This window comes from Solirhodobacter olei (assembly GCF_004010155.1).
In the GTDB taxonomy this organism is placed as follows: Bacteria; Pseudomonadota; Alphaproteobacteria; order Rhodobacterales; family Rhodobacteraceae; genus Solirhodobacter; species Solirhodobacter olei.
Genome location: NZ_RRYH01000011.1, coordinates 66888 through 88743, shown reverse-complemented (window position 1 = coordinate 88743; position 21856 = coordinate 66888). Strand labels below are relative to the sequence as shown.

Genomic DNA, 21856 nt, shown 5'->3' with positions numbered 1-21856 from the left:
CGTCAGGGGCGGAAACCGCGCATTGGCGCCGCATCCTGCATCGCGCCCAACGCCCTGCGCCCCGCCCCGGCTGTCACGGCACTGTCACAGCCATCGCATATTCCGCGCCGGAAGCTTCGGGAAAGATGCGATGAAGGATGTCGATGCGGCCGCGGGCGCGTTCAGCACCGCCGCCGAGGAGGAGGTCGTCCGCCTCACAGGCCTCTCCGTCAGCCTCGGCGGTGCGCCGGTTCTCTCCGATGTCGGCCTGACGCTGCGGCGCGGGCGCGTCACCGCGCTTCTTGGCCCCTCCGGCTGCGGCAAGACCACACTCCTGCGTGTCGTCGCGGGCCTGCTGGAACCCGAGGCGGGCATCGTCCACCTGCGCGGACGCCTGGTTGCCGATCCCCGCCGCGGGGTCTTCGTGCCGCCCGAGGCGCGTGGCCTTGCCATGGTGTTCCAGGATTATGCGCTCTGGCCGCACATGACCGTCGCCGCGAATGTCGGCTTCCCGCTGGAGATGCAGGGCGTACCAGCCCGCCGCCGTGCCGCACGGGTGGACGAGGCACTCGCCCGCGTCGGTCTCTCCAAGCTCGCCGCCCGCCGCCCGGGGGACCTCTCCGGTGGACAGCAACAGCGGGTCGCCATCGCCCGCGCCATCGTGACCGAGCCGGAGCTGGTGCTCTTCGACGAGCCGCTCTCCAACCTCGACCGCGAATTGCGCGAGATAATGGTGGAGGAGATCGCGAGCCACGTTGCCGATCTCGGCCTTTCGGCGCTCTACGTGACGCATGACCAGACTGAGGCCTTCTCGCTCGCCGACGAGGTGGCGGTAATGCGCCAGGGCCGGATAGAGCAGCTGGCCCCGCCGGAGGACCTGCTGGCCGCTCCGGCCTCGCCCCATGTGGCGGAATTCCTGCGTCTTGGCGCGGTGCTGCCGGTGGTGCGCGGCCCGGACGGCTGGCATCTGCCCGGCGGCGCGGTGATCGCGCCCGCCTCTGCCGTAGACGCCGCCTCCCGCGTGCTTCTGCGCGCCCGCGCCGTGCGCGTCGTGCCGCCGGATGGGGGCAGGGTGGAGGGCCGGGTTCTGCGCGGGCTTTTCCGGGGGGATGGTTACAGCGCGACGGTCGAACTCGCCGGCGGCCACCGCGTGCAGATCGTCACCGCGACGCGGCTCGCCCCCGGCAGCCGCGTCGGGCTGGATATCCCGCCCGAGGCGCTGCACTGGTTCTGAACGCGCCCACGGCCTCGCACACTGCGCGGGGTCAGAGCGTCTTGCGCAGCCGCCGCATCATCCGGGTAACGAAACCCGCGGGCTTGGCATCGGCCAGCGTCTCCGCCGGCACCGTCGCCAGCACCTTGCCACCCAGGCTGTAGGCGATCGTCCCCACGACGGAGCCGCGCGGCAGATGCGCCGGCAGGTTCGCGGAAATCTGCAATTCCGGCTTGATCGCCGAAAGCGCGCCGATCGGCAGCGTCAGCATGAGGTCCTTCGCCGGCCCGACCGGAACGGTTTCGGGCTGGAAGCGCGGATCGGTGAGCTGGCCCAGCTTGGTGCCCGCCGTGGCCACGGTGGCGTCCTGGTAGAAATGGTAGCCATAGTCCAGCAGCGCCTCCACCGCCGCGGTGCCGGAGTTCCAGCTGGAAGCCCCCATCTCCACCGCGATCAGCCGGTTGCCGTTGCGCTGCGCCGTCGCGTCGATGCAATGGCCGGCGGCATCGGTCAGCCCGGTCTTCAGCCCGTCGACCGACGGGTCCTTGAACAGCACCGGGTTCCAGCTGCGCTGGGTAATCTTGTCGAAGGTGTAGTGCTTTTGGGCAGAGATCTGCAGAACCTGCGGATAGTCCCGGATCAGCGCCAGCGAAAGCCGGGCAACATCGGCCGCGGTGGTGTGCAGCGTCGGGTCCGGCAGGCCGGAGACATTGGCGTAATGCGTACCGGTCAGCCCCAGCTTCGCCGCCTCGGCATTCATCGACGTGACGAAGGCGTCCTGCGTGCCGCTCACGGCCTCGGCCAGCGCCACGGCCGCGTCATTGCCTGAATCGATGATCAGACCGTGAAGGAGTTGATCCACCGTCACGCTCATCCGCGGAGATATGAACATGCGAGAGCCGCCGGCCTTCCAAGCCGCATCGCTCACCGGGACGGTCTGATCCGGTTTCAGAGTGCCGCGGGCGATGGCCTGGTAGGTCAGATAGGCCGTCATCAGCTTGGTCAGGCTGGCCGGCGCATGCGCCAGGTTGGGGGATTTCGAGGTGATGATCTCGCCGGTGCGCGCATCCATCAGGACGAAGCTCGCCGTGTCGGGCAGGCTCAGCGGCGGCGGCGCGTCGGGCAGCGCGGCGGGGGCGGCCGTGGCGGGCGTGGCTGCCGGCAGCGGCGCCGTACCCGCGCCCTGCGAAGGGGCCGCGGCGGCGCAGCCGGCGATAAGGACGACGCCGCAAAGGGCGGCGGATACGAATGGACGGCAAATGAATTTCGGCATCGCGGCGTTCGAGGTCCCTCTTGCTCTGAACGCGGACAAGGCACCCGACCGGGCGTCGGCGCCCCCGAAACGGGCATCCGCTGGCCGTCAGCGATAGGGGCGGCGCGAAGAGGCGTCAATCGACCCCTGCGATCTCGCGCCGTCAGTGCGATCACGATCACGATTGCTTGGCTCGATGGGCGGGTACCGGGCGCATCCCGCCCCCTCACTTTCGCCTGAAGAACGGGTCGGCGTCCTTGAACGGGCCGCCTTGGGCCGATCCCCGCCCGCCGCCTGCCGCCAGGATCGGCCGGGCTTGGCTGAACCCCGCCGATCGCTGCCGGAAAGACTGGTTTTTCCGCGGGTTTCTGGGATCAGATCATCGCGTGTGGGACGCCGACTGGCGCCCCACCTGTGGAAAGGAACCCGTGATGCCCGTCACCAGAAGCCTCAGATCCGCCGGAACCCTGCCGGCCGCCATCGCCTCCGGCCTTTTGCTCGTCCTCATGCTCGCGCTTGGCGCCTGCGGACGCAGCGCCACCGTCCGCGCCGCGACCGGCGGCATCGGCGGCGCGCTGATCGCCGGCCCGGCCGGGGCCGTGGTCGGCGGCACAGTCGGCGCCGCCACCGCCCGCAAGTAAGGCCCGCCTAGGGCGCCTCGTCCGCCTCGGTCCGCGCCTCGAGATACTCGATCTGCAGCCGCTGCAGCTCGGCCAGCTTCTCCCATTGCCGGGCCATCTGGTAATCCAGCCGTTCGTGCAGCTGCCGGATTTCCAGCTCCGCCTTCAGGTTCACCTGGTAGTCGTTTTCCGAGCGCATCCGGTCCTTCTGCTCCTGCCGCCCCTGGCTCATCATGATGATCGGCGCCTGGATCGCGGCGATGCAGGACAGCACGAGGTTCAGCAGGATGTAGGGATAGGGGTCGAACGGCTTCGTGAGCAGGCTGAGCGAGTTGATCGCGATCCACCCCATGAGCACGGCGAGGAAGGTGAGGATGAAGGTCCAGGACCCGCCAAAGGCCGCGACATGGTCGGCCATGCGCTGGCCGAAGGTCATGGTCTCGTCGATCTCCTCTTCCGGGTTCTGGGTCACCAGCTCCCCGGTCTCGATACTCTCGATCACCTCGCGGTCGAGCTCGGACAGCTCGCCCCGTTCCTCTTCCAGAAGCTCCTCGAGGTAGAGCCGGCGGTAGCGGGCAAGGTCGGCGCGGCAGATGTGATCCTCGCTGCCGATCCCGGGATGGTCCTTGCGGATCAGCTCCATGATGCCGGGCCGCACGCCGGCGGTGCCGCGCAGCTCGCGCGTCGGGAAGGTGCCGCCGCAGACGGCGCAGGGGCCGGTGTCCTCTGCCGAGTTGCTGTCGTGGTGTTCGCTCATGCGCGCCTCCCTCCCTGCCCGAAGCCGCCAGGGCTCCGCTTGTCCGTCGCGGCGGGTTATATCCGCAAAGGATGCCCGAGTCGCGGGCGTTGGCGTTGACGAATGCAGGATCGGGACGGGCAGGGAGAGGCAGCGATGGCACGGCTGAAACAGGTGACGGCACAGGGCGCATCGAAAGAGATCGGCCGCGCAATGGGTCGTTTCGGCACGGACGCCTTCCAGCGCCTCATCCGCTCCACTCCGGCCTGGGGGGACATTGCCGAACTGGCACGGGGTCCCCGCGTCGCCGCCATGATCCGCGCCACCCGCGCCGCCCTGCCGGAGCTGGCGGAGGAGGTCGCGGGCCTTGCCGAGGGCCTCGGCTGCCGGACCGAGGAGGCCTTCGCACTGGTCGCGGCGGGCGATCTGCGTGCCGACGGACCGGGCGGCTGCACCACCGTTCTGCGGCCCGGCACCCCCATCGTCATCGGCCATAACGAGGACGGCGACCCGGCGGAGATGGAGGTATGTGGCCTGCTCACCTGCCGTCCAGAGGGCGGGCCCGCCTTCGCCGCCTTCCTCTATCCCGCCTCGATGCCCGGCGGCGCCTTCGGGGTAAACGACGCGGGCCTCGTCGTCACGGTCAACAACATCCGCGCCCGGCAGTCAGGCGACGGCGTACCGCGCCAGATCCTCAGCCGGGCGATGATGGGCTGTCGCACGCTCGACGAGGCGGTCGGGCTGATCGAGACCCTTCCCCGCGCCGGCGCCTTCCACTTCGCCATGGCCCAGGCCGGCGATCCCCGGCTGCTGAGTGTGGAGTTTACGGGCGAGCGGGTCTCGGTCGCAGCGCTCGACGCGCCGATGGCCCATGCCAACCACCTCGTCCATCCCGGGATGGCAAGTCTGCCGCAGATCGTCACCCGCTCCTCCGCCGACCGCCAGGCGCGGGCCGAGGCGCTGTTGCCGACGGATCCCCTCGCAATCCTCGGCGATGCCACGGGCCCGGGCCTGCCTATCCTTCGGACGGACCCCGCCGACCCGGATCAGGAAAACACCATCGTGACGCTGATTGCCACGATCGACGCGCGGCGTGTCACCACCGCGATCCATCATCCCGGTATCGCGGAACCCTTCGTGACCCTGACCGCCGAAGACGGCGAGCTCAGCCTCACCTGACCATCCCGCGCCGAGGAGGGCCAGAGCCCATCCGCGTCCGGGCTTGGCGTCAGGCGGCCTCGCGCAGCTGGGACACAGCCGACAGCACCAGCGGATCGATCCCCGCCGTCTTGCGGTCGACGATCTCGAAGAGCTGGTCGCGCATCCGCGGGTCCCAGAAATCCTTGATATGGCCGGCGACGCGGTCCACCCGCTCCCCCTCCGGCTGAGAGGTGAAGAAGGTGGCGATCTGGTTCGCCATGTAGATCAGCTTGTCAGGCGACATTCTGCGAAGCTCCGGTTTCGATCCGATCCTTGTGGGTGAACAGGCTGAAGCCGTCCTCCCGTACCAGCGCGGCGAGCGTGATCCCCGCGCCCTCGGCCAGCCGCACGGCATGGCCCGTCGGTGCCGAGACGGCGATCAGCACGCGCGCCCCGGCCACCGCGCATTTCTGCACCATCTCGACCGAGACCCGGCTGGTCAGCACCACCGCGCCCTGTGCGCCCTCGATGCCGGCCTTTGCCATCGCGCCGACCAGCTTGTCGAGCGCGTTGTGACGGCCCACGTCCTCGCGTGCCAGCACTATCCCCTCGCCGGGGATGTAGAGGCCCGCCGCATGCACCGCGCGGGTCTGGTCGTGAAGCGGCTGATGCGCGGCCAGTGCCTCCATCGCGCGCAGCACATCGGCGGCGGTGAAGCGCGGGCCCGCACCGGAAAGCGGCGCGATCGGGTGCAACGCCTCCTCCAGGCTGTCGATACCGCAAAGCCCACAGCCGACCGGGCCCGCCATCGCGCGGCGGCGGGCCGCCAGCGCCTCGGCCCGGTCCTCGGCCAGCCAGACCTGCGCCTCGATCCCCGCGTCGTGCTCCACGACCTCGATGCGCTCGATCTCGGCGGCATCCGCGACGATATGCTCGGTCAGGCTGAAGCCGCGGGCGAAATCCTCCAGATCCGCGGGCGTCGCCAGCATCACCGCCTGGGTGGAGCCGTTGTAGACCATGGCCACCGGCATCTCCTCCGGCAGCGCGCGGGCGGCAGCGTGAACCGCGCCCGCGCGGTAGGTCAGGCACGGCCTGCTGTCGACCGGGCGAGCCCTGTCGCCCGGCCTCCTGTCGCCCGGACCCATGTCGTGACCGGCCATCTCACTCCGCCGCGGGCAGGATGCGGCGGGCCAGCTCGGTCTGCGCGGCGTAATCCTCCTGCCAGCCCGTGGGCCCGTTCGAGGGCGCGACCTGCACCGCCGTCACCTTGTATTCCGGGCAGTTCGTCGCCCAGTCCGAGAAGTCGGTGGTCACGACATTGGCCTGCGTCGCCGGGTGGTGGAATGTGGTGTAGACCACGCCGGGAGAGACCCGGTCGGTGATCCGCGCCCGCAGCGTCGTTTCCCCCGACCGGCTGGCGAGGCGGACGAAGTCGCCGTCCTTGATGCCGCGGTTCTCGGCGTCATGCGGGTGGATCTCAAGCAGGTCCTCCGGATGCCAGGCGGTGTTCGCCGTCCGGCGTGTCTGCGCGCCGACGTTGTATTGCGTCAGAATCCGCCCGGTGGTCAGCAGCAGCGGGAAGCGCGGCCCGGTCTTCTCGTCGGTGGCCACGTATTCGGTGCGGATGAACTTGCCCTTGCCGCGCACGAAGCCGCCCACATGCATGATCGGCGTGCCTTCCGGCGCACTGTCGTTGCAGGGCCATTGCACCGATCCCATTTCGGCGATCCGGTCGAAGCTCACGCCCGCAAAGCCCGGCGTGGTCGCCGCGATCTCGTCCATCACCTGGCTCGGGTGGGTGTAATGCCAGCCCGCGCCCATGGCGTTGGCGAGCATCTGCGTCACCTCCCAATCCTCGTAGCCGTTCTTCGGCGCCATCACCCGGCGGACCAGGTTGATGCGGCGCTCGGCGTTGGTGAAGGTCCCGTCCTTCTCCAGGAAGGTGGAGCCGGGCAGGAAGACATGCGCGTAATTCGCGGTCTCGTTCAGGAACAGGTCGTGGACGATGACACAATCCATCGCACGCAGGCCCGCGGCGATATGCTTGGTGTCCGGGTCGGACTGCAGGATGTCCTCGCCCTGGATGTAGATGCCCTTGAACGTGCCGTCGACGGCGGCATCGATCATGTTGGGGATCCGAAGCCCTGGCTCGGGGTTCAGCGTGACACCCCAGGCCTTCTCGAAGATGTCGCGCACGTCGTCGTTCTTGAGATGGCGGTAGCCCGGCAGCTCATGCGGGAAGCTGCCCATGTCGCAGCTGCCCTGCACGTTGTTCTGGCCGCGGAGCGGGTTCACCCCCACGCCCGGCCGGCCGATGTTGCCGGTCAGCATGGCGAGGTTGGCGATCCCGATCACGGCGGTCGAACCCTGTGAGTGCTCGGTCACGCCAAGCCCGTAGTAGATCGCCGCGTTGCCGCCCTTGGCATAAAGTCGGGCCGCGGCGCGCAGCTCGGCCGCGGGAACCCCGGTGTTGGCCTCGGTCGCCTCCGGCGCGTGGCGCGGATCAGAGACGAATTCGGCATAATCCTGGAACTCGTCCCAGTCGCAGCGTTCGCGGATGAAGGCCTCGTCGTAAATCTTCTCGGTCACGATCACATGAGCGAGCGAGGTCACCACGGCGACGTTGGTGCCGGGCTTCAGCTGCAGGTGGTGGGACGCCTTCACGTGCGGGGTCTTCACAAGATCGATCCGCCGCGGGTCGACGATGATCAGCTTGGCGCCCTGCCGCAAGCGCTTCTTCAGCCGCGAGGCGAAGACCGGGTGCCCGTCGGTCGGGTTGGCGCCGATGATCAGGACCACGTCGGCCTCCTCGACCGAATCGAAGTCCTGGGTACCGGCCGAGGTGCCGAAAGTCTGACCCAGGCCATATCCGGTCGGCGAATGGCAGACCCGGGCGCAGGTGTCGGTGTTGTTGTTGCCGAAGACAGCCCGCGCCAGCTTCTGGACAAGGAAGGTCTCTTCGTTCGAGCAGCGCGACGAGGTAATAACCCCGATCGAATCCCGCCCGTGCGAGGCCTGCAGCGCCTTCAGCCGGCCGGAGGCGAAGCTCAGCGCCTCGTCCCAGCTCACCTCGCGCCAGGGCTCGTCGATGGTGTCGCGGATCATGGGTTTCAGGATCCGGTCCTGGTGCTGGGCATAGCCCCAGGCGAAGCGGCCCTTCACGCAGCTATGGCCGCGGTTCGCCTTGCCGTCCTTCCAGGGCACCATGCGCACCAGCTCGTCGCCGCGCATCTCGGCCTTGAAGGAACAGCCGACGCCGCAATAGGCGCAGGTGGTGATGACCGAACGCTCCGGCGTGCCGATCTCGATGACCGACTTCTCCTGCAGCGTCGCGGTCGGGCAGGCCTGCACGCAGGCCCCGCAGCTCACGCATTCCGAGCCGAGGAAATCATCACCGGCCATGCCTGCCGACACGATGCTGTCCCAGCCGCGGCCCTGGATCGTCAGCGCGAAGGTGCCCTGCACCTCCTCGCAGGCCCGCACGCAGCGCGAGCAGACGATGCATTTCGACGGATCGAAGGTGAAATAGGGGTTCGACTCGTCCTTCGGATGCCAGTCCGGGTTGCCGTGGTCGTCGCCCGCCCGGCCCCGTGCCCGCGCATCGCCGAAGGCGAGCGTACCGTTGCCGCGGTCATAGTGGTTGGCGCCCGCCTCGTAGCGCATGTCGCGCAGGCCCACGGCGCCGGCCATGTCCTGCAGCTCACAATCGCCGTTGGCCGAGCAGGTCAGGCAGTCCAGCGGGTGGTCGGAGATGTAAAGTTCCATCACCCCGCGCCGCAGCCGCTTCAGCTGGTCGGTCTGGGTGCGCACGACCATCCCCGGTGCCACCGGCGTGGTGCAGGAGGCCGGCGTTCCGGCCCGGCCCTCGATCTCCACCAGGCACAGCCGGCAGGAGCCGAAGGCGTCCATCGAATCCGTGGCGCACAGCTTCGGAACCGTGATCCCGGCTTCCTTGGCGGCCCGCATGACCGAAGTGCCAGCGGGCACCGTCACCTCGAAGCCGTCGACGATCAGCGTCACCGGCTCCTTCGACTTGGAGGCCGGCGTACCGTAATCGGCATCCGGGATGATGAAGTCCATGAAGTCTTTCATTCTGCGGCCTCCCTCTGGGCGGGGCGGAAATCGTCGGGGAAGTGGGTCAGTGCGCTCATCACGGGATAGGGGGTGAACCCCCCGAGCGCGCAGAGCGAGCCCAGCTTCATCGTGTGGCAGAGATCGGTCAGGATCCCTATGGCAGAGGTATCGCCCGCGGCGATCCGGTCAACCGTCTCGACGCCCCGGACCGCGCCGATCCGGCAGGGGGTACATTTCCCGCAGCTCTCGATGGCGCAGAACTCCATGGCGAAGCGGGCCATGTGCATCATGTCGACGCTGTCGTCGAAGACGCTCAGCCCGGCATGGCCAATCAGGCCTTCCTTTCCCGCGAATTCCTCGTAGCCGAAGGGCGTGTCGAACAGATCGCGCGGGAAATAGGCGCCCAGCGGCCCGCCCACCTGCACCGCCTTGACGGGCCGGCCGGAGCGGGTGCCGCCCGCGATCTCGTCCACGATCTGGCCCAGCGTCAGGCCAAAGCCGGTCTCGTAAAGCCCGCCGCGCTTCACGTTGCCGGCGATCTGTAGCGTCACCGTCCCCCGCGAGCGGCCAAGCCCGAGGTCCTTGTAAGCGGCAGCGCCCTTTTCGAAGATCACCGGGATAGTGGCGAGCGAGATGACGTTGTTGACCACCGTCGGCTTGCCCAGGAACCCCTCCAGCGCCGGCAGCGGCGGCTTCGCCCTGACCACGCCGCGCTTGCCTTCCAGCGAATTCAGAAGCGAGGTCTCCTCGCCGCAGACATAGGCGCCCGCGCCGGTCCTCACCCACATGTCGAAGGCCCGGCCGGACCCGAGGACATCGTCCCCCAGCACGCCCGCCTCGCGGGCCGCCGCAATCGCTGCTTCCATCACCTCGATCGCCTCGGGGTATTCCGAACGGATATACACATATCCGCGCGTCGCCCCCACGCCGATCCCGGCGATGGCCATGCCCTCGATCAGGGTGAAGGGGTCGCCCTCCATCAGCATGCGGTCTGCGAAGGTCGCGCTGTCGCCCTCATCGGCATTGCAGACGATGTATTTCTGATCCGCCGCGGCCTTGGCGACCGTGTCCCACTTGATGCCGGTCGGGAAGCCCGCGCCGCCGCGTCCGCGCAGCCCGCTTTCCTTCACCTCGCCCACGATCTCGGCCGAGGACATCCCCAGCGCCCGGCGCAGGCCCTTCAGCCCGCCATGCGCCTCGTAATCGCTCAGCGAGACCGGATCGACCACGCCCACGCGGGCGAAGGTCATCCGGGTCTGGCCTTTCATCCAGTCGATCTCCTCGGTCGGGCCGAGGGCGAGGGGGTGGGCCCCGAAGCCCGCCTCGAACAGCGCGGGCACGTCAGAGGCTGCGACCGGGCCGAAGGCCACGCGGCCCTTGTCGGTCTCGACCTCCAGAAGCGGCTCCAGCCAGATCATGCCGCGGCTGCCGTTGCGGACCAGTGTCACGTCCTGGCCGCGGGCCTTGGCCTCGCGCGCCACGGCCTCGGCCACGGCATCGGCACCAAGCGCTTTTGCTGCGGCGTCGCGGGGAACGTAGATCTTCATGCGCCCATCTCCGCCAGAATTTCATCAAGCCGCGCGGCATCCACGCGGCCCACCACCTTGCCATCCACCATCGCCGCCGGCCCGCAGGCACAGAGGCCCAGGCAGAACACCGGCTCCAGCGTCACGTTGCCGTTCGGGGTCGTTCCGTGGAAGCCCACGCCCAGCCGCGCCTTGGCATGGGCGGCAGTCTCTTCCGCGCCCTGCGCCTGGCAGGCCTCGGCCCGGCAGAGCTTCACGACGTGCCGACCGGCGGGGGCATCGCGGAAATCGTGGTAGAAGGAGACGACGCCATGCACCTCGGCACGCGTGATGTTCAGTTTCTCCGCGATCTTCGGCAGCGCCTCCTGCGGCACATAGCCGAAGGCGTCCTGAACCGCGTGCAGGATCGGCAGCAGCGGGCCCTCGAGGCCTGCATGTTCCCCCACGATCTCTTCCGTGCGCTGCGCAACCGCTTCCGGCGCCATGCTGGCCTCCTTTTCGTGCCCTGGCCGCGTTTTGCGCGCAGTTGCCCAAGGGTTCAATATCGAATTCCCGTTAATCGATAGACATTGTCTATCAAACGGCGCTCACTCCGATATCCCACCGGCTTCCTGCATCAGCGCGGCCAAAACCGGCGTGTGGGGCTCTCGATGCGGCGCGATCAGGCCTACGATATGCTCCACGTCCGGTTCCCGGATCGGGATCATCCGCAGTTTCTTCCCACGCGCGTGGAATTCGGCCAGCTTGGTGGGCAGGATCGTCGCCCAGTTGCCGCTCATCACATGTGCGATAATCGCCACCGTGGAGTTCGATTCGACCACCGGCCCCGCCGTCACCCCGGCAGCGGCAAGCTGCTGGTCGATGATCCGCCGGTTCTGCATGTCCGGCGTCAGCAGGCAAAGGGCCGAGACGCCGACCTCCGCCCAGTTCACCTCGTGCCGCTCGAACAGGATATGCCCCGGCGCGCAGACCAGCGTGTAGCGTTCGCGGTAAAGCGGCTGGGTGGTCACATGGCCCAGGGGTTCGTTGTCCAGATAGGTCACGCCCGCGTCGATCTCGAGGTTCTCGACCATGTCGAGGATCTCGATGGAGCTTCGCGACAGGATCGTGAAGCGCACGTTCGGATGCCGCTTGGCAAAGGCCATCGTCAGCTGCGAGGCGACCGTCAGCGCCGTCGGGATCACGCCCAGCCGGATCCGGCCCGAAAGCCCCTGCCGCGCCGCCCGCATCTCCTCGCGCATCGTGCGGCTGTCCGAGACGATCTTGCGCGCCCATTCCAGAACCCGCTGCCCCTCCGGCGTCAGCCCGCCATAGCGCGAGCCGCGCCAGACCAGCATCACGCCAAGCTGCTCCTCCAGCTGCCGGATTGCCACCGAAAGCGTCGGCTGCGTCACCCCGCAAGCCTCCGCCGCGCGGCCGAAATGGCGTTCGCGCGCCAGCGCCAGGAACATTTCCAGCTTGTCGATCATCGCCACCTCTCTGGGGCGCGAGACTAGACCGGGGCAGGGCAGGGCGAAAGCGCCCTCCGCCGCCCGAATGCGACCGGTCCTGACGGAGACGGCACATTGCCCCGCGCCCCGCCCGGGGCATATTGCCCTCCGGGAGGAATGAAATGGACCAGGCAAGACGAGGCGAACACGCAAGACAGGGCGGCCGCCGCCGCCACGCATCGGGGCCGCGCCCCTCGGCCCGCGTGGTGGACTACCGCCACCTCCGCCACCCCTTCGCGCCGCAGCGCGTGTTTTCCGACGACGCGGTGGCAGCCCTGCACGAGGCGGCGCTGGGGCTCCTCGAAGACCTCGGCATCAAGTTCCTTCTGCCCGAGGCCCGCGCGCTCTTCCGCGCCGCCGGTGCCACGGTCGACGAGGACAGCCAGATGGTCCGCATCGGGCGCGAGATCGTCACCGCCGCCCTCGCCACCGCCCCCCGCTCCATCCCGCTCGCCGCCCCGGACCCGGCCTTCTCGCAGACCTACGAGGATGGAACGCTTCTGTTCATGGGCGGCGCGGGCTGCCCGAACGTGACCGACCTCGCCCGCGGCCGCCGCCCGGGCACGCTCGACGACTATCAGGAGCTGATAAAGCTGCAGTCGAGCTTCGACGTGATCCACAAGATGGGCGCCGGGGTCGAGGCGCAGGACATCCCGGTCCCGCAGCGCCATCTCGCAGTGCAGAGCGCCCAGCTCCGCCTCGGCCGCAAGATCATGTCCACCGGCTCGCGCGGCAGGCGGGCGGTGCAGGACTGCTTCGACATGATCCGCCTCGGCCTGAACCTCGACGAAGCCGCGTTCCGCGCCGCCTCCTGGACGGTCACGGTGATCAACACCAACTCTCCCCGCCAGGTCGATACCAACATGGCAGAGGGGATCATCGACTTCGCCCGCGCCGGGCAGATGTCGATCATCACGCCCTTCTGCCTCGCCGGCGCTATGGCCCCGGTGACGCTCGCCGGCGCGCTCGTGCTGCAACATGCCGAGGCGCTGGCCGGCATCACGCTGTCCCAGCTCGCCGCCCCCGGCGCGCCGGTCAGCTACGGCGGGTTTTCCTCGAACGTCGATATGCGATCGGGCGCCCCCGCCTTCGGCACGCCGGAACATGTGAAGATGCAGATCGGCTCCGGCCAGCTTGCCCGCCACATCGGCCTGCCCTGGCGCTCCGCCTCCGGCGCCTCCTCCAACGTGGCCGACATGCAGGGCGCGATGGAGACGATGATGAGCCTCTGGGGCGCGCTCATGGCCAATGCCACCATCACCATCCACGCCGCCGGCTGGCAGGAGGGCGGGCTCAGCTTCGGCTACGAGAAGTTCATCAACGACGTGGAGGCCCTCCAGCGCCTCGCCGAGCTCTGTACCCCGGTCGAGGACGACCCAGCCGCCCTCGCCGCCGACGCCCTGGCGGAGGTTGCGCCGGGCGGCCATTTCTTCGGCGCCGCCCTTACGATGGAACGCTACGACCGCGCCTTCTACGAACCCCTCGTCGCCGATCTTTCGAACTTCGGCAGCTGGTCCGATGCCGGCGCCCAGACCTCCACCGAGCGCGCGACCGGCATCTGGCAGCGCGTGCTGGCCGACTACCACCAGCCCGACCACGGCGCCGAGGCGGAGGAGCGGATCGCGGCCTTCGTGGAGCGCCGCCGGGCCGAAGTCGCCGCCCGGCCGGAGTAAGGCCCCCATGCGCCCGGCCGGAAGCCGCCTTGCCCCTTTCCCGGCGCTCGGCCAGAGTGCGGCGAAATCGCGGAGGGGCGGATGACGGCAGGCGTGGTGTTCCTGATCCTGGGCTATGTGCTCAGCCAGTTCTACCGCGCCTTCCTCGCGGTGATGACGCCCTATCTCGCCCACGACATCGGCGCCTCGCCGGAGTCGCTCGCCCGCGCCTCGGGCCTGTGGTTCGTGGCCTTCGCGCTGGCGCAGCTTCCGGTCGGCTGGGCACTCGACCGGATCGGGCCAAGGCTGACGGCGGCGGTGCCGCTCGGACTCTGCGCCGGGGGCGGAACGTTTCTTTTCGCGCTGGCGCAGGGTCCGGGGGCGATCACGCTTTCCATGGTGCTGATCGGGCTCGGCTGCGCGCCGGTTCTTGTCGCCGCCTATTTCATCTACGCGCGGGAGTTTCCGCCGGTGATGTTCGGCACGCTCGCGGGTCTTTCGATCGGAATCGGGAACCTGGGCAACATCGCCGGCACCCTGCCGCTCGCCTGGGCCGTCGCCGCCTTCGGCTGGCGTCCCACCGTCGGCGCCGTCGGCCTCGTCACCCTCCTCGTCGCGGCGGCGCTTCTCCGCTATGTCAGGAACCCTGCCCCCGTGCCGCATGGCGAGACCAAGGGCACTATCTGGGGTCTCTTCCGAGAGCCATCGCTCTGGCTGATCGCGCCGATGATGGTGGCGGGCTACGCGCCGGTGGGCGACATCCGCGGCCTCTGGGTCGGCCCGCTGATGGCCGATGTCTACCACCTCGACGCCGCCGGGATCGGGTTGATCAGCTTCATCATGGGCCTCGCCATGGTCGCGGGCAACTTCGCCTATGGCCCGCTCGACCGGCTGCTCGGCTCGCGCAAATGGGGGGTCTTCGGCGGCAACGTCCTGGCGCTCGTCTGTCTCCTCGTCCTCGGGTTCAGCCCCGGCGGCGGGCTCTGGTGGGTGGCGGGCTGGCTTGCTGCGCTGGGTTTCGTCGGGTCCTCCTACCCGGCGGTGATGACCCATGGGCGCGCCTTCTTTCCCAGCCATCTCGTCGGCCGCGGCGTGACCCTGCTGACGCTAGTAAGCATCGGCGGCACCGGGTTTCTGCAGGTGGTGACGGGCTGGCTTCACACAGGTTTCGCCGGTCCGCCCGCGGCGGCGCCCTATTCCGCGATCTTCCTCTTCTTCGCCGTGCTGCTGGCCCTCGCGCTCGCCGCCTACCTCTTCTCGGCCGACCGCCGGTAGCAGGGCTTGGCCGCGCCGGGCCCGGGGTGCTATGCGGGCGGAGCCATGGCGGAGGGCTCATGCAGGACATCTCCCGGATAGAGGTGATCGCGCCGAACCTGAAACGGCGCCTTTCCGGCGTCACCTCGACGGTGCTGCGGCTGATCCCGATCCAGGCGCGCCAGATCGGCATCGTGGCGACCGGCCCGGGCCTGCCGGAGGACGTGCCGCAGATCCCGCTCTCGCGCCTCTTCTTCCTGCCGCGCGACCGCTGGCGCGTCTGGCACGCGCGCCGCAACAATGAGATGATCCTCGGCCTGATCCTGCGCCATGTGTTCCGGCGGCGGCTGAAGCTCCTCTTCACCTCCGCCGCGCAGCGCCACCACACCGGGCTGACGAAATGGCTCATCGGCCGGCAGGACCGAGTGATCGCCACCTCGGCCAAGGCCGCGCGCTACCTCGACCGCCCGGCCGAGGTGGTGATGCACGGCATCGACACGCAGGTCTTCCACCCCGCCCCCGACCGCGCCGCGCTCCGCGCCGAACTGGACCTTCCGGCAGAGGCCACGATCATCGGCTGCTTCGGCCGCATCCGCGCGCAAAAGGGCGTGGACCTCCTGGTCGGGACCGCGCTCGACCTGCTCCCCGAAAACCCCGACCTTCTCTTCCTCTTCTCCGGCCGCACCACCCGCAAGCACGAGGCCTTCCGCGCCGAACTGGAAGCCAGGATCGCCGCCGCCGGCCTCACCGACCGCATCCGCTTCCTCGGAGAGGTCCCCTGGTCCCGGCTCGTCCAGCTCCAGCAGGCGCTCGACCTCTGCGCCGCGCCGGCCCGCTGGGAGGGTTTCGGCCTCACCCCGCTGGAGGCCATGGCCTGCGGCACCCCCGTCGTCGCCGCCGATGTCGGCGCCTATGCCGAGCTCCTGACCCCCGCCACCGGCACGATCACGCCGCCCGGCGATCAGGCCGCGCTGACCGGGGCGATCCGCGCCTGGGTCAGCGACCCCCCCCGCCTCGCCGCCGCTCGCCCGGCCGCCCGCGCCCATGTCGAGGCCCGCTTCCCGATCGCCCGCGAGGCTGCCGCGCTGATCGCCGTCTACCGCCGCCTGCTCGCATGACGCCGCGGCACCGGGTCACGGAGCATTGAAAAAACCGGCCCGATGGGTCATGTCAGCCGGACCGTAACGGCAGGGGCCCCCGGAAGATGCTGGTGAGACTGTGGAAGAAGCTCGATGCGTGGGAGCGCTCGCTCCACCACCGCTTCACCCACGACATCACCGACCCGGAAGAACGCCGCCGCTCGCATTTCTACGTCACCTGGCTGGACCACGGCTTCCTCCGCCGGTTCTGGACCAACCATGCCGAGGTGGCGCCGGGCGTCTACCGCTCCAACCACCCGGGGCACGACCGGCTCTCCGACCTCGCGGAGGAGGGGATCAAGACCATCCTCAACCTGCGCGGCGGCCCCGAGGTCGCGCATCACCGCTTCGAGGTTGAAAGCTGCCACGCGCTGGGGATGGAGCTTCTGACCGTCCACATGGCCGCCCGCGCCGCACCGCTGCGCGAGCGCCTGCTGGAGCTGATCGAGGCCTTCGAGACTGCCGAGAAGCCGCTTCTGATGCATTGCAAGTCCGGGGCCGACCGCACCGGCCTCGCCTCGGCGATCTACCTGATGCATTTCGAGGGCGTGCCGCTGGAGGTCGCCCGCCGCCAGCTCAGCCCCCGCTTCCTGCATTTCCGCCAGTCGAAGACCGGAATCCTCGACCATGTCCTCGACATGTACGCCGACCGGCTGAAGCAGGGTCCGATCGCCTTCATCGACTGGGTGAAGACCGAATACGATCCGGAAGAGGCCACCCGAGGCTTCGCCGCCCGCCGCGGAAAACGGCCATGACCCGGGCGGCGCCCGGCTGGCTTGGCTTCCGCCTCGCCCGGGCGCTGCGCTCGGAGGCGGGGCTCGCCCGCTGGTCGATCCCGCCGGCAGAGGCGCTTGCCGACCTCGCCGGCCGCAGCGTCGCCCTCGTCGGCAATGCCCGCGCGCTGGCCGAGGGCGCGGCGGGGGCAGAGATCGACGCCCATGACCTCGTCATCCGCATCAACCGCGCGCCGATGCCGGCTTCGCGCTCTCACGGCAGGCGGACGGATTGGCTGGCGCTCGCCGTCCGCATGGGCGCGGCGGACCTCGCGCGCCTTGACCCGTCGCTGACGCTCTGGATGAGCCACAAGCGCAAGCGCCTGCCCTGGGCCGCCGTGACGCGCCGGTTCTACCTTCACTGGAAAGACGACATCGACAGCCTCTGGCAGCGCCTCGGCGCGCAGCCGACGACGGGGCTGATGCTGATCGACCTGCTCGCGCGGTCCAAGGCGGCGCGGGTCGACCTATACGGTTTCGACTTCTTCGCCTCGCTCTCGCTCACCGGCAGCCGCACGGCCGAGCGCGTGCCGCATGACTTCGCCGCCGAGCGCGCCTTCGTCGAGCGGCTGCTGGCCGAGGATGCAAGGTTCACGCTGAACCGCCCGCCCGCCTCGGCGTAGGCTGCGCATTCATTGCGCACCGCCCGCGCCGCAGCCCGCGCTCGCCAATCCGCCGCAGCGAAATCCGCTTTCCCCTCCGCGCCCCTTGCGCTAAACGGCGCCGTCCTCCGGAGCGAAGGGAGAAAGCCATGGGCTATCGGGTCGTCGTCGCGGGCGCCACGGGCAATGTGGGCCGCGAAATGCTGAACATCCTCGCCGAGCGCGAATTCCCGATCGATGAGATCGCCGCGCTCGCCTCCCGCAAATCGCTCGGAACCGAGGTCAGCTTCGGTGACAAGACGCTGCGCACCAAGGATCTCGACACGTTCGATTTCACCGGCTGGGACATCGCGCTCTTCGCCGTCGGCTCCGCGCCGACCAAGATCTACGCGCCCAAGGCGGCCGCGGCGGGCTGCGTGGTGATCGACAACTCCTCCCTCTACCGCTACGACCCGGACGTGCCCCTCGTCGTGCCGGAGGTGAACCCCGAGGCCGTCGAGGGCTACACCAAGCGCAACATCATCGCCAATCCGAACTGCTCGACCGCGCAGATGGTCGTGGCGCTGAAGCCGCTGCACGACCGCGCCCGGATCAAGCGGGTGGTGGTCTCGACCTACCAATCCGTCTCCGGCGCCGGCAAGGACGCGATGGACGAGCTGTGGAACCAGACCAAGGGCATGTATGTGCCCGGCGCCGAGGTCGAGCCCTCCAAGTTCACCAAGCAGATCGCCTTCAACGTCATTCCCCATATCGACGTCTTCCTCGAGGACGGCCAGACCAAGGAAGAATGGAAGATGGTCGCCGAGACCAAGAAGATCGTCGACAAGTCGATCAAGGTGACGGCGACCTGCGTCCGCGTGCCGGTCTTCGTCGGACATTCCGAGGCGATCAACATCGAGTTCGAGGATCACCTCGACGAGGCCGAGGCCCGCGACATCCTGCGCGAGGCGCCCGGCGTCCTCGTCGTCGACAAGCGCGAGGCTGGCGGCTACGTCACCCCGGTCGAATGCGTCGGCGACTACGCCACCTTCATCTCGCGTATCCGGCAGGACCCGACGATCGACAACGGCATCAACCTCTGGTGCGTCTCCGACAACCTGCGCAAGGGTGCCGCGCTGAACGCCGTCCAGATCGCCGAGACGCTCGGGAACCGCTGCCTCAAGAAAGGCTAGAACGAACCCCGGAAGAGGGCCAGCGACCGTCCGCAGGTGGGCGCTGGCCCGGCGGGCTGCGCCCGCTGTTTCGGGCCTTTTAGGCAAGGTGCCTGCGCTCAGCCCCGCGCCTTCAACCCGATCTCCCGCATCTCGCTGACCGTCTTCGTGGTCGACAGCATCTCCGGGTCCAGCCTGAGCTCGATCACCGCTGGCTTGCCCGAGGCCTCCGCCCGCTGGAACGCCCCGGCGAACTCCGCGCCCTCGGTCACCAGCTCGCCATGCCCGCCATAGGCCCGCGCGAGCGCGGCGAAATCCGGGTTGGCGAGGTCGGTGCCCGAGACCCGGCCGGGGTAGTGCCGCTCCTGGTGCATCCGGATCGTGCCATAGCGCCCGTTGTTCGCCACGATCACGATCACCGCCGCGCCATGCTGCACGGCGGTCGAAAACTCGTTCAGCGTCATCTGGAAATCGCCGTCCCCGGCAAGGCAAACGACCACGCGCCCCGGATGCTCCAGCTTCGCCGAGATTGCCGCCGGGAACCCGTACCCCATGCTCCCCGAGGTCGGCGCCAGCTGCGTCCCGTAGCGGTGATATTCATAGTAACGGTGCAGGAACGCAGCGAAATTTCCCGCGCCATTGGTCAGGACCGCATCCTCCGGCAGGTTGTCGGAGAGCCAGCCGACGACCTCCTCCATCTTCACCTTGCCGGGGGTCTCATGCGGCACCCGCCAGGCTTCGGCCTCCGCCCGCGCGGCCTTCCGCCAGGCGGAGCGCTCCGGATGCCCGCCCGGCGCCATCCGCGCCAGGGTCGCAACCATCTGCGGGGCCGGCACCGCGATGGCGAGGTCCGGCCGGAACACGCGGCCCAGCTCGTCGGGGTCCGGATGGACATGAATCAGCTTCGGCAACGGCCCGGCCGGGCGCAGTGCCTCGTAACCGCCGGTCGCGATATCGCCCAGCCGCGCGCCCAGGACGAGCAGGCAATCCGCCTCTCCAAGCCGCTGGAAAAGCTTAGGATTTCCGCCAACCCCAAGATCGCCCGCATAATGCGAATGCGAATTCGCCATCCGGTCCTGCCGCCGGAAGGTCACCGCCACCGGCAGATCCGCGGCCTCGGCGAGTTGGGCAAGATCGGCCGCCGCTTCCTCCGACCATTGCGAGCCGCCGACGACGACCAGCGGCCGCTCCGCCACTGCCAGCATCCGCGCCACGGCCTGCACCTGCTCCGCGCTCACCGCGGAGGGCGCGGGGGCCGGGGCGGCGATGTCGGGCACGTCGGCCAGCCCGCTCAGCATGTCCTCCGGCAGCGCCAGCACCACCGGCCCGGGCCGGCCGGAACAGGCCACATGGAAGGCGCGCGAGATGTATTCCGGCAGCCGCTCGGTATCGTCGACCTCCGCCACCCACTTCGCCAGCGTCCCGAAGACGCCCCGGTAATCGACCTCCTGGAAAGCCTCGCGGTCGCGGTGGTGGCTGTCGATCTGGCCGACGAAAACCACCATGGGCGTAGAATCCTGCTTTGCGACATGGATCCCGGCAGAGGCATTCGTCACACCCGGCCCGCGCGTCACGAACAGAACGCCCGGCTGGCCCGTCAGCTTGCCATAGGCCTCCGCCATCATCGCGGCGCCGCCTTCCTGGCGGCAGACGATATTCTCGATCCCGCTCTGGTAGAGCCCGTCAAGCGCGGCGAGGAAGCTTTCCCCCGGCACCGAGAATACCCGCCGCACACCCTGTGCGACCAACTGATCCGCAAGGATTTTTCCGCCGTGCCGCGCCATTCCGCCCTCCGTCGCCCGTTCGGCGCCACCCTGCCTCGGGCCGGCGCCGGGGGCAAGCGCCCTTGCGCCTCGCGCCTCGCGCCCTATGGTCCGCCGCGAGAGAGGGGAGAGCGATGACAGAACCCAAGCTATTCGGCATTCCAGGCGCGTTGCGCAAAGCCTCCACCAACCGGCTCCTGCTGGCCGAGGCCCGCCGCAGCTTCGGCCCGGCGAGCTATGCCGAGGGCGACCTGCGCCTGCCGCTCTACGATCGCGATCTCGAGGATGCAGAGGGCATCCCGCCCGAGGTCCAGCGCCTCGCCGACGGCATCGCCGATGCCGACGCGGTAGTGATCTCGACGCCGGAATATAACAAGGCTCCGCCGGGCGTGCTGAAGAACGCGCTCGACTGGGTCAGCCGCACCTCGGGCCGGCCGTTCCGCGACAAGCCGGTGGCGATCATCTCCGCCGCCGACGGGCGCGGCGGCGGCGACCGATCGCAATTCGCGCTCCGGCTGATGCTCATGTCCTTCCGCCCGCTGGTCCTGCCCGGGCCGGAGGTGCTGGTGCCCGACTCGGGAAACGCCTTCGACGCCGAGGGCCGGCTGATGCTGGAGCCGCAACTGAAGATGCTGCGGCTGTTGATGGCGGATCTGCGCAAGGCGGCGGGCTTCCCGCCGGCCGAGTGATCCCGGCGGCCATGGGGGAGCCCGAACAGAACGGAACGGAGATCGAGGACCGGATGGACCCGGCCCGCGCCGCGGCCCTCGCCGCGGCCCTGGGGTTCGACTGGCAGCCGGACGACCCGCTGCCGCCCTTCTTCCACCAGGCGTATTTCTGGCAGCCCCGCCCGGAGGCGGAGCTTGGCCGCGACGGTCATTCCGCGCGCGGCGGGCTGATCCCCGACCTCGGACTTCCGCGGCGGATGTGGGCGGGCGGGCGGCTCCTCTTCCACGCACCCCTTCGCCCAGGCCTTCCCGCGCGGCGGGCGACCCGGGTCGAGGGCGCGACGCGCAAGACCGGCCGCTCCGGCCCGCTTGCCTTCGTCACCCTGCGCCATGACATCACCCAGCGCGGCATGGTCTGCGTCAGCGAATGGCAGGACCTCGTCTTCCGCGCCGATCCCGACCCCGCCGCCCCCACGCCAGAGCCGCCCCGCGCGCCCGATGGGGCCCAGGCCGAAAGCCGGGCGCGCTTCTCCACCACCACGCTCTTCCGCTACTCGGCGCTGACCTTCAACGGCCACCGCATCCATTACGACCTCGACTATTGCCGCGAGGTAGAGGGCTACCCCGGGCTCGTCGTCCACGGGCCGCTCCTTGCCCAGATTCTGATGCTGATGGCGCCCGGCCCTCTGCGCTCATTCCGCTTCCGCGCCACCGCGCCGCTCTTTCATTTCGAGGAGGCGCGGTTCTGCCGGGCGGGCAAACGCCTCTGGGTCGCGGGGCCGGACGGGCGGCTCTGCATGGAGGCCGAGGCGGGCTGACCGCCC

Annotated in this window: 20 protein-coding genes; 11 read left to right on the top strand and 9 right to left on the bottom strand. The window is 69.3% G+C overall.

Annotated features, from left to right (window positions below; translation table 11 throughout):
- The first annotated feature begins 130 nt into the window (after window positions 1-130).
- Window positions 131-1213 carry an ABC transporter ATP-binding protein gene (locus EIP85_RS09575; protein ID WP_127901959.1) on the top strand — a complete coding sequence of 361 codons (1083 nt, stop codon included), beginning with the start codon at window positions 131-133 and terminating at the stop codon, window positions 1211-1213.
- 31 nt (window positions 1214-1244) lie between these two features.
- Here the strand turns inward: EIP85_RS09575 and EIP85_RS09570 are convergent, their stop codons facing one another.
- Window positions 1245-2465: a D-alanyl-D-alanine carboxypeptidase family protein gene (locus EIP85_RS09570; protein WP_127901958.1), complete on the bottom strand. Its 1221-nt coding sequence runs from the start codon at window positions 2463-2465 to the stop codon at window positions 1245-1247.
- Between the two features lie 410 nt (window positions 2466-2875).
- Between EIP85_RS09570 and EIP85_RS09565 the strand changes: the two genes are divergently transcribed.
- Window positions 2876-3085 carry a hypothetical protein gene (locus EIP85_RS09565; RefSeq protein WP_127901957.1) on the top strand — a complete coding sequence of 70 codons (210 nt, stop codon included), beginning with the start codon at window positions 2876-2878 and terminating at the stop codon, window positions 3083-3085.
- 7 nt (window positions 3086-3092) lie between these two features.
- Here EIP85_RS09565 and EIP85_RS09560 read toward each other — a convergent pair whose 3' ends face one another.
- Window positions 3093-3821 (bottom strand): DUF1003 domain-containing protein, encoded by a 729-nt coding sequence (locus EIP85_RS09560; protein WP_127901956.1) that lies wholly within the window; start codon window positions 3819-3821, stop codon window positions 3093-3095.
- Between the two features lie 135 nt (window positions 3822-3956).
- Between EIP85_RS09560 and EIP85_RS09555 the strand changes: the two genes are divergently transcribed.
- Window positions 3957-4979, top strand: a complete 1023-nt coding sequence (locus EIP85_RS09555) for a C45 family autoproteolytic acyltransferase/hydrolase (RefSeq protein ID WP_164871689.1) — start codon at window positions 3957-3959, stop codon at window positions 4977-4979.
- Between the two features lie 49 nt (window positions 4980-5028).
- On the opposite strand, the gene EIP85_RS09550 is transcribed toward EIP85_RS09555, so the two are convergent.
- The 6 genes from EIP85_RS09550 to EIP85_RS09525 form a co-directional block, all read right to left on the bottom strand.
- Entirely contained in the window at window positions 5029-5244 is a 216-nt protein-coding gene (locus tag EIP85_RS09550) for a formate dehydrogenase subunit delta (RefSeq protein WP_127901954.1), read from the bottom strand.
- Window positions 5234-6100 carry a formate dehydrogenase accessory sulfurtransferase FdhD gene (gene fdhD, locus EIP85_RS09545; RefSeq protein ID WP_241559942.1) on the bottom strand — a complete coding sequence of 289 codons (867 nt, stop codon included), beginning with the start codon at window positions 6098-6100 and terminating at the stop codon, window positions 5234-5236. The genes EIP85_RS09550 and fdhD overlap by 11 nt, the downstream gene beginning before the upstream one ends.
- A 1-nt stretch (window position 6101) precedes the next feature.
- A complete protein-coding gene (gene fdhF, locus EIP85_RS09540) occupies window positions 6102-9032 on the bottom strand; it encodes a formate dehydrogenase subunit alpha (RefSeq protein WP_241559940.1) in 2931 nt (976 codons plus the stop codon).
- On the bottom strand, window positions 9029-10561 hold the full coding sequence (locus EIP85_RS09535) for a formate dehydrogenase beta subunit (RefSeq protein ID WP_127901953.1): 1533 nt from the start codon (window positions 10559-10561) through the stop codon (window positions 9029-9031). The genes fdhF and EIP85_RS09535 overlap by 4 nt, the downstream gene beginning before the upstream one ends.
- Window positions 10558-11025 (bottom strand): formate dehydrogenase subunit gamma, encoded by a 468-nt coding sequence (locus EIP85_RS09530; protein ID WP_127901952.1) that lies wholly within the window; start codon window positions 11023-11025, stop codon window positions 10558-10560. The genes EIP85_RS09535 and EIP85_RS09530 overlap by 4 nt, the downstream gene beginning before the upstream one ends.
- Before the next feature lie 102 nt (window positions 11026-11127).
- Window positions 11128-12009: a LysR family transcriptional regulator gene (locus tag EIP85_RS09525; protein WP_127901951.1), complete on the bottom strand. Its 882-nt coding sequence runs from the start codon at window positions 12007-12009 to the stop codon at window positions 11128-11130.
- Window positions 12010-12152: 143 nt separating this feature from the next.
- Between EIP85_RS09525 and EIP85_RS09520 the strand changes: the two genes are divergently transcribed.
- From EIP85_RS09520 to EIP85_RS09495, 6 genes are all read left to right on the top strand, one after another.
- On the top strand, window positions 12153-13703 hold the full coding sequence (locus EIP85_RS09520; protein ID WP_127901950.1) for a trimethylamine methyltransferase family protein: 1551 nt from the start codon (window positions 12153-12155) through the stop codon (window positions 13701-13703).
- An 81-nt stretch (window positions 13704-13784) separates the two neighbouring features.
- Complete coding sequence (locus tag EIP85_RS09515) at window positions 13785-14957, top strand: MFS transporter (RefSeq protein ID WP_127901949.1); 1173 nt, start codon at window positions 13785-13787, stop codon at window positions 14955-14957.
- A gap of 59 nt (window positions 14958-15016) precedes the next feature.
- Window positions 15017-16054, top strand: coding sequence for a glycosyltransferase family 4 protein (locus EIP85_RS09510; protein WP_127901948.1), 1038 nt, complete (start codon window positions 15017-15019; stop codon window positions 16052-16054).
- A gap of 86 nt (window positions 16055-16140) precedes the next feature.
- Window positions 16141-16830 carry a phosphatase domain-containing putative toxin gene (locus tag EIP85_RS09505; RefSeq protein ID WP_127901947.1) on the top strand — a complete coding sequence of 230 codons (690 nt, stop codon included), beginning with the start codon at window positions 16141-16143 and terminating at the stop codon, window positions 16828-16830.
- Entirely contained in the window at window positions 16827-17471 is a 645-nt protein-coding gene (locus EIP85_RS09500) for a glycosyltransferase family 29 protein (protein WP_127901946.1), read from the top strand. The genes EIP85_RS09505 and EIP85_RS09500 overlap by 4 nt, the downstream gene beginning before the upstream one ends.
- A gap of 128 nt (window positions 17472-17599) precedes the next feature.
- Complete coding sequence (locus tag EIP85_RS09495; RefSeq protein ID WP_127901945.1) at window positions 17600-18622, top strand: aspartate-semialdehyde dehydrogenase; 1023 nt, start codon at window positions 17600-17602, stop codon at window positions 18620-18622.
- A 98-nt stretch (window positions 18623-18720) separates the two neighbouring features.
- Here the strand turns inward: EIP85_RS09495 and EIP85_RS09490 are convergent, their stop codons facing one another.
- Window positions 18721-20385, bottom strand: coding sequence for a thiamine pyrophosphate-binding protein (locus EIP85_RS09490; protein WP_127901944.1), 1665 nt, complete (start codon window positions 20383-20385; stop codon window positions 18721-18723).
- Window positions 20386-20498: 113 nt separating this feature from the next.
- On the opposite strand from EIP85_RS09490, the gene EIP85_RS09485 reads away from it, so the two are divergent.
- Window positions 20499-21053 (top strand): NADPH-dependent FMN reductase, encoded by a 555-nt coding sequence (locus EIP85_RS09485; protein WP_127901943.1) that lies wholly within the window; start codon window positions 20499-20501, stop codon window positions 21051-21053.
- A gap of 11 nt (window positions 21054-21064) precedes the next feature.
- Window positions 21065-21850 carry an HTD2 family dehydratase gene (locus EIP85_RS09480; RefSeq protein ID WP_127901942.1) on the top strand — a complete coding sequence of 262 codons (786 nt, stop codon included), beginning with the start codon at window positions 21065-21067 and terminating at the stop codon, window positions 21848-21850.
- The last annotated feature ends 6 nt before the right edge of the window (window positions 21851-21856 follow it).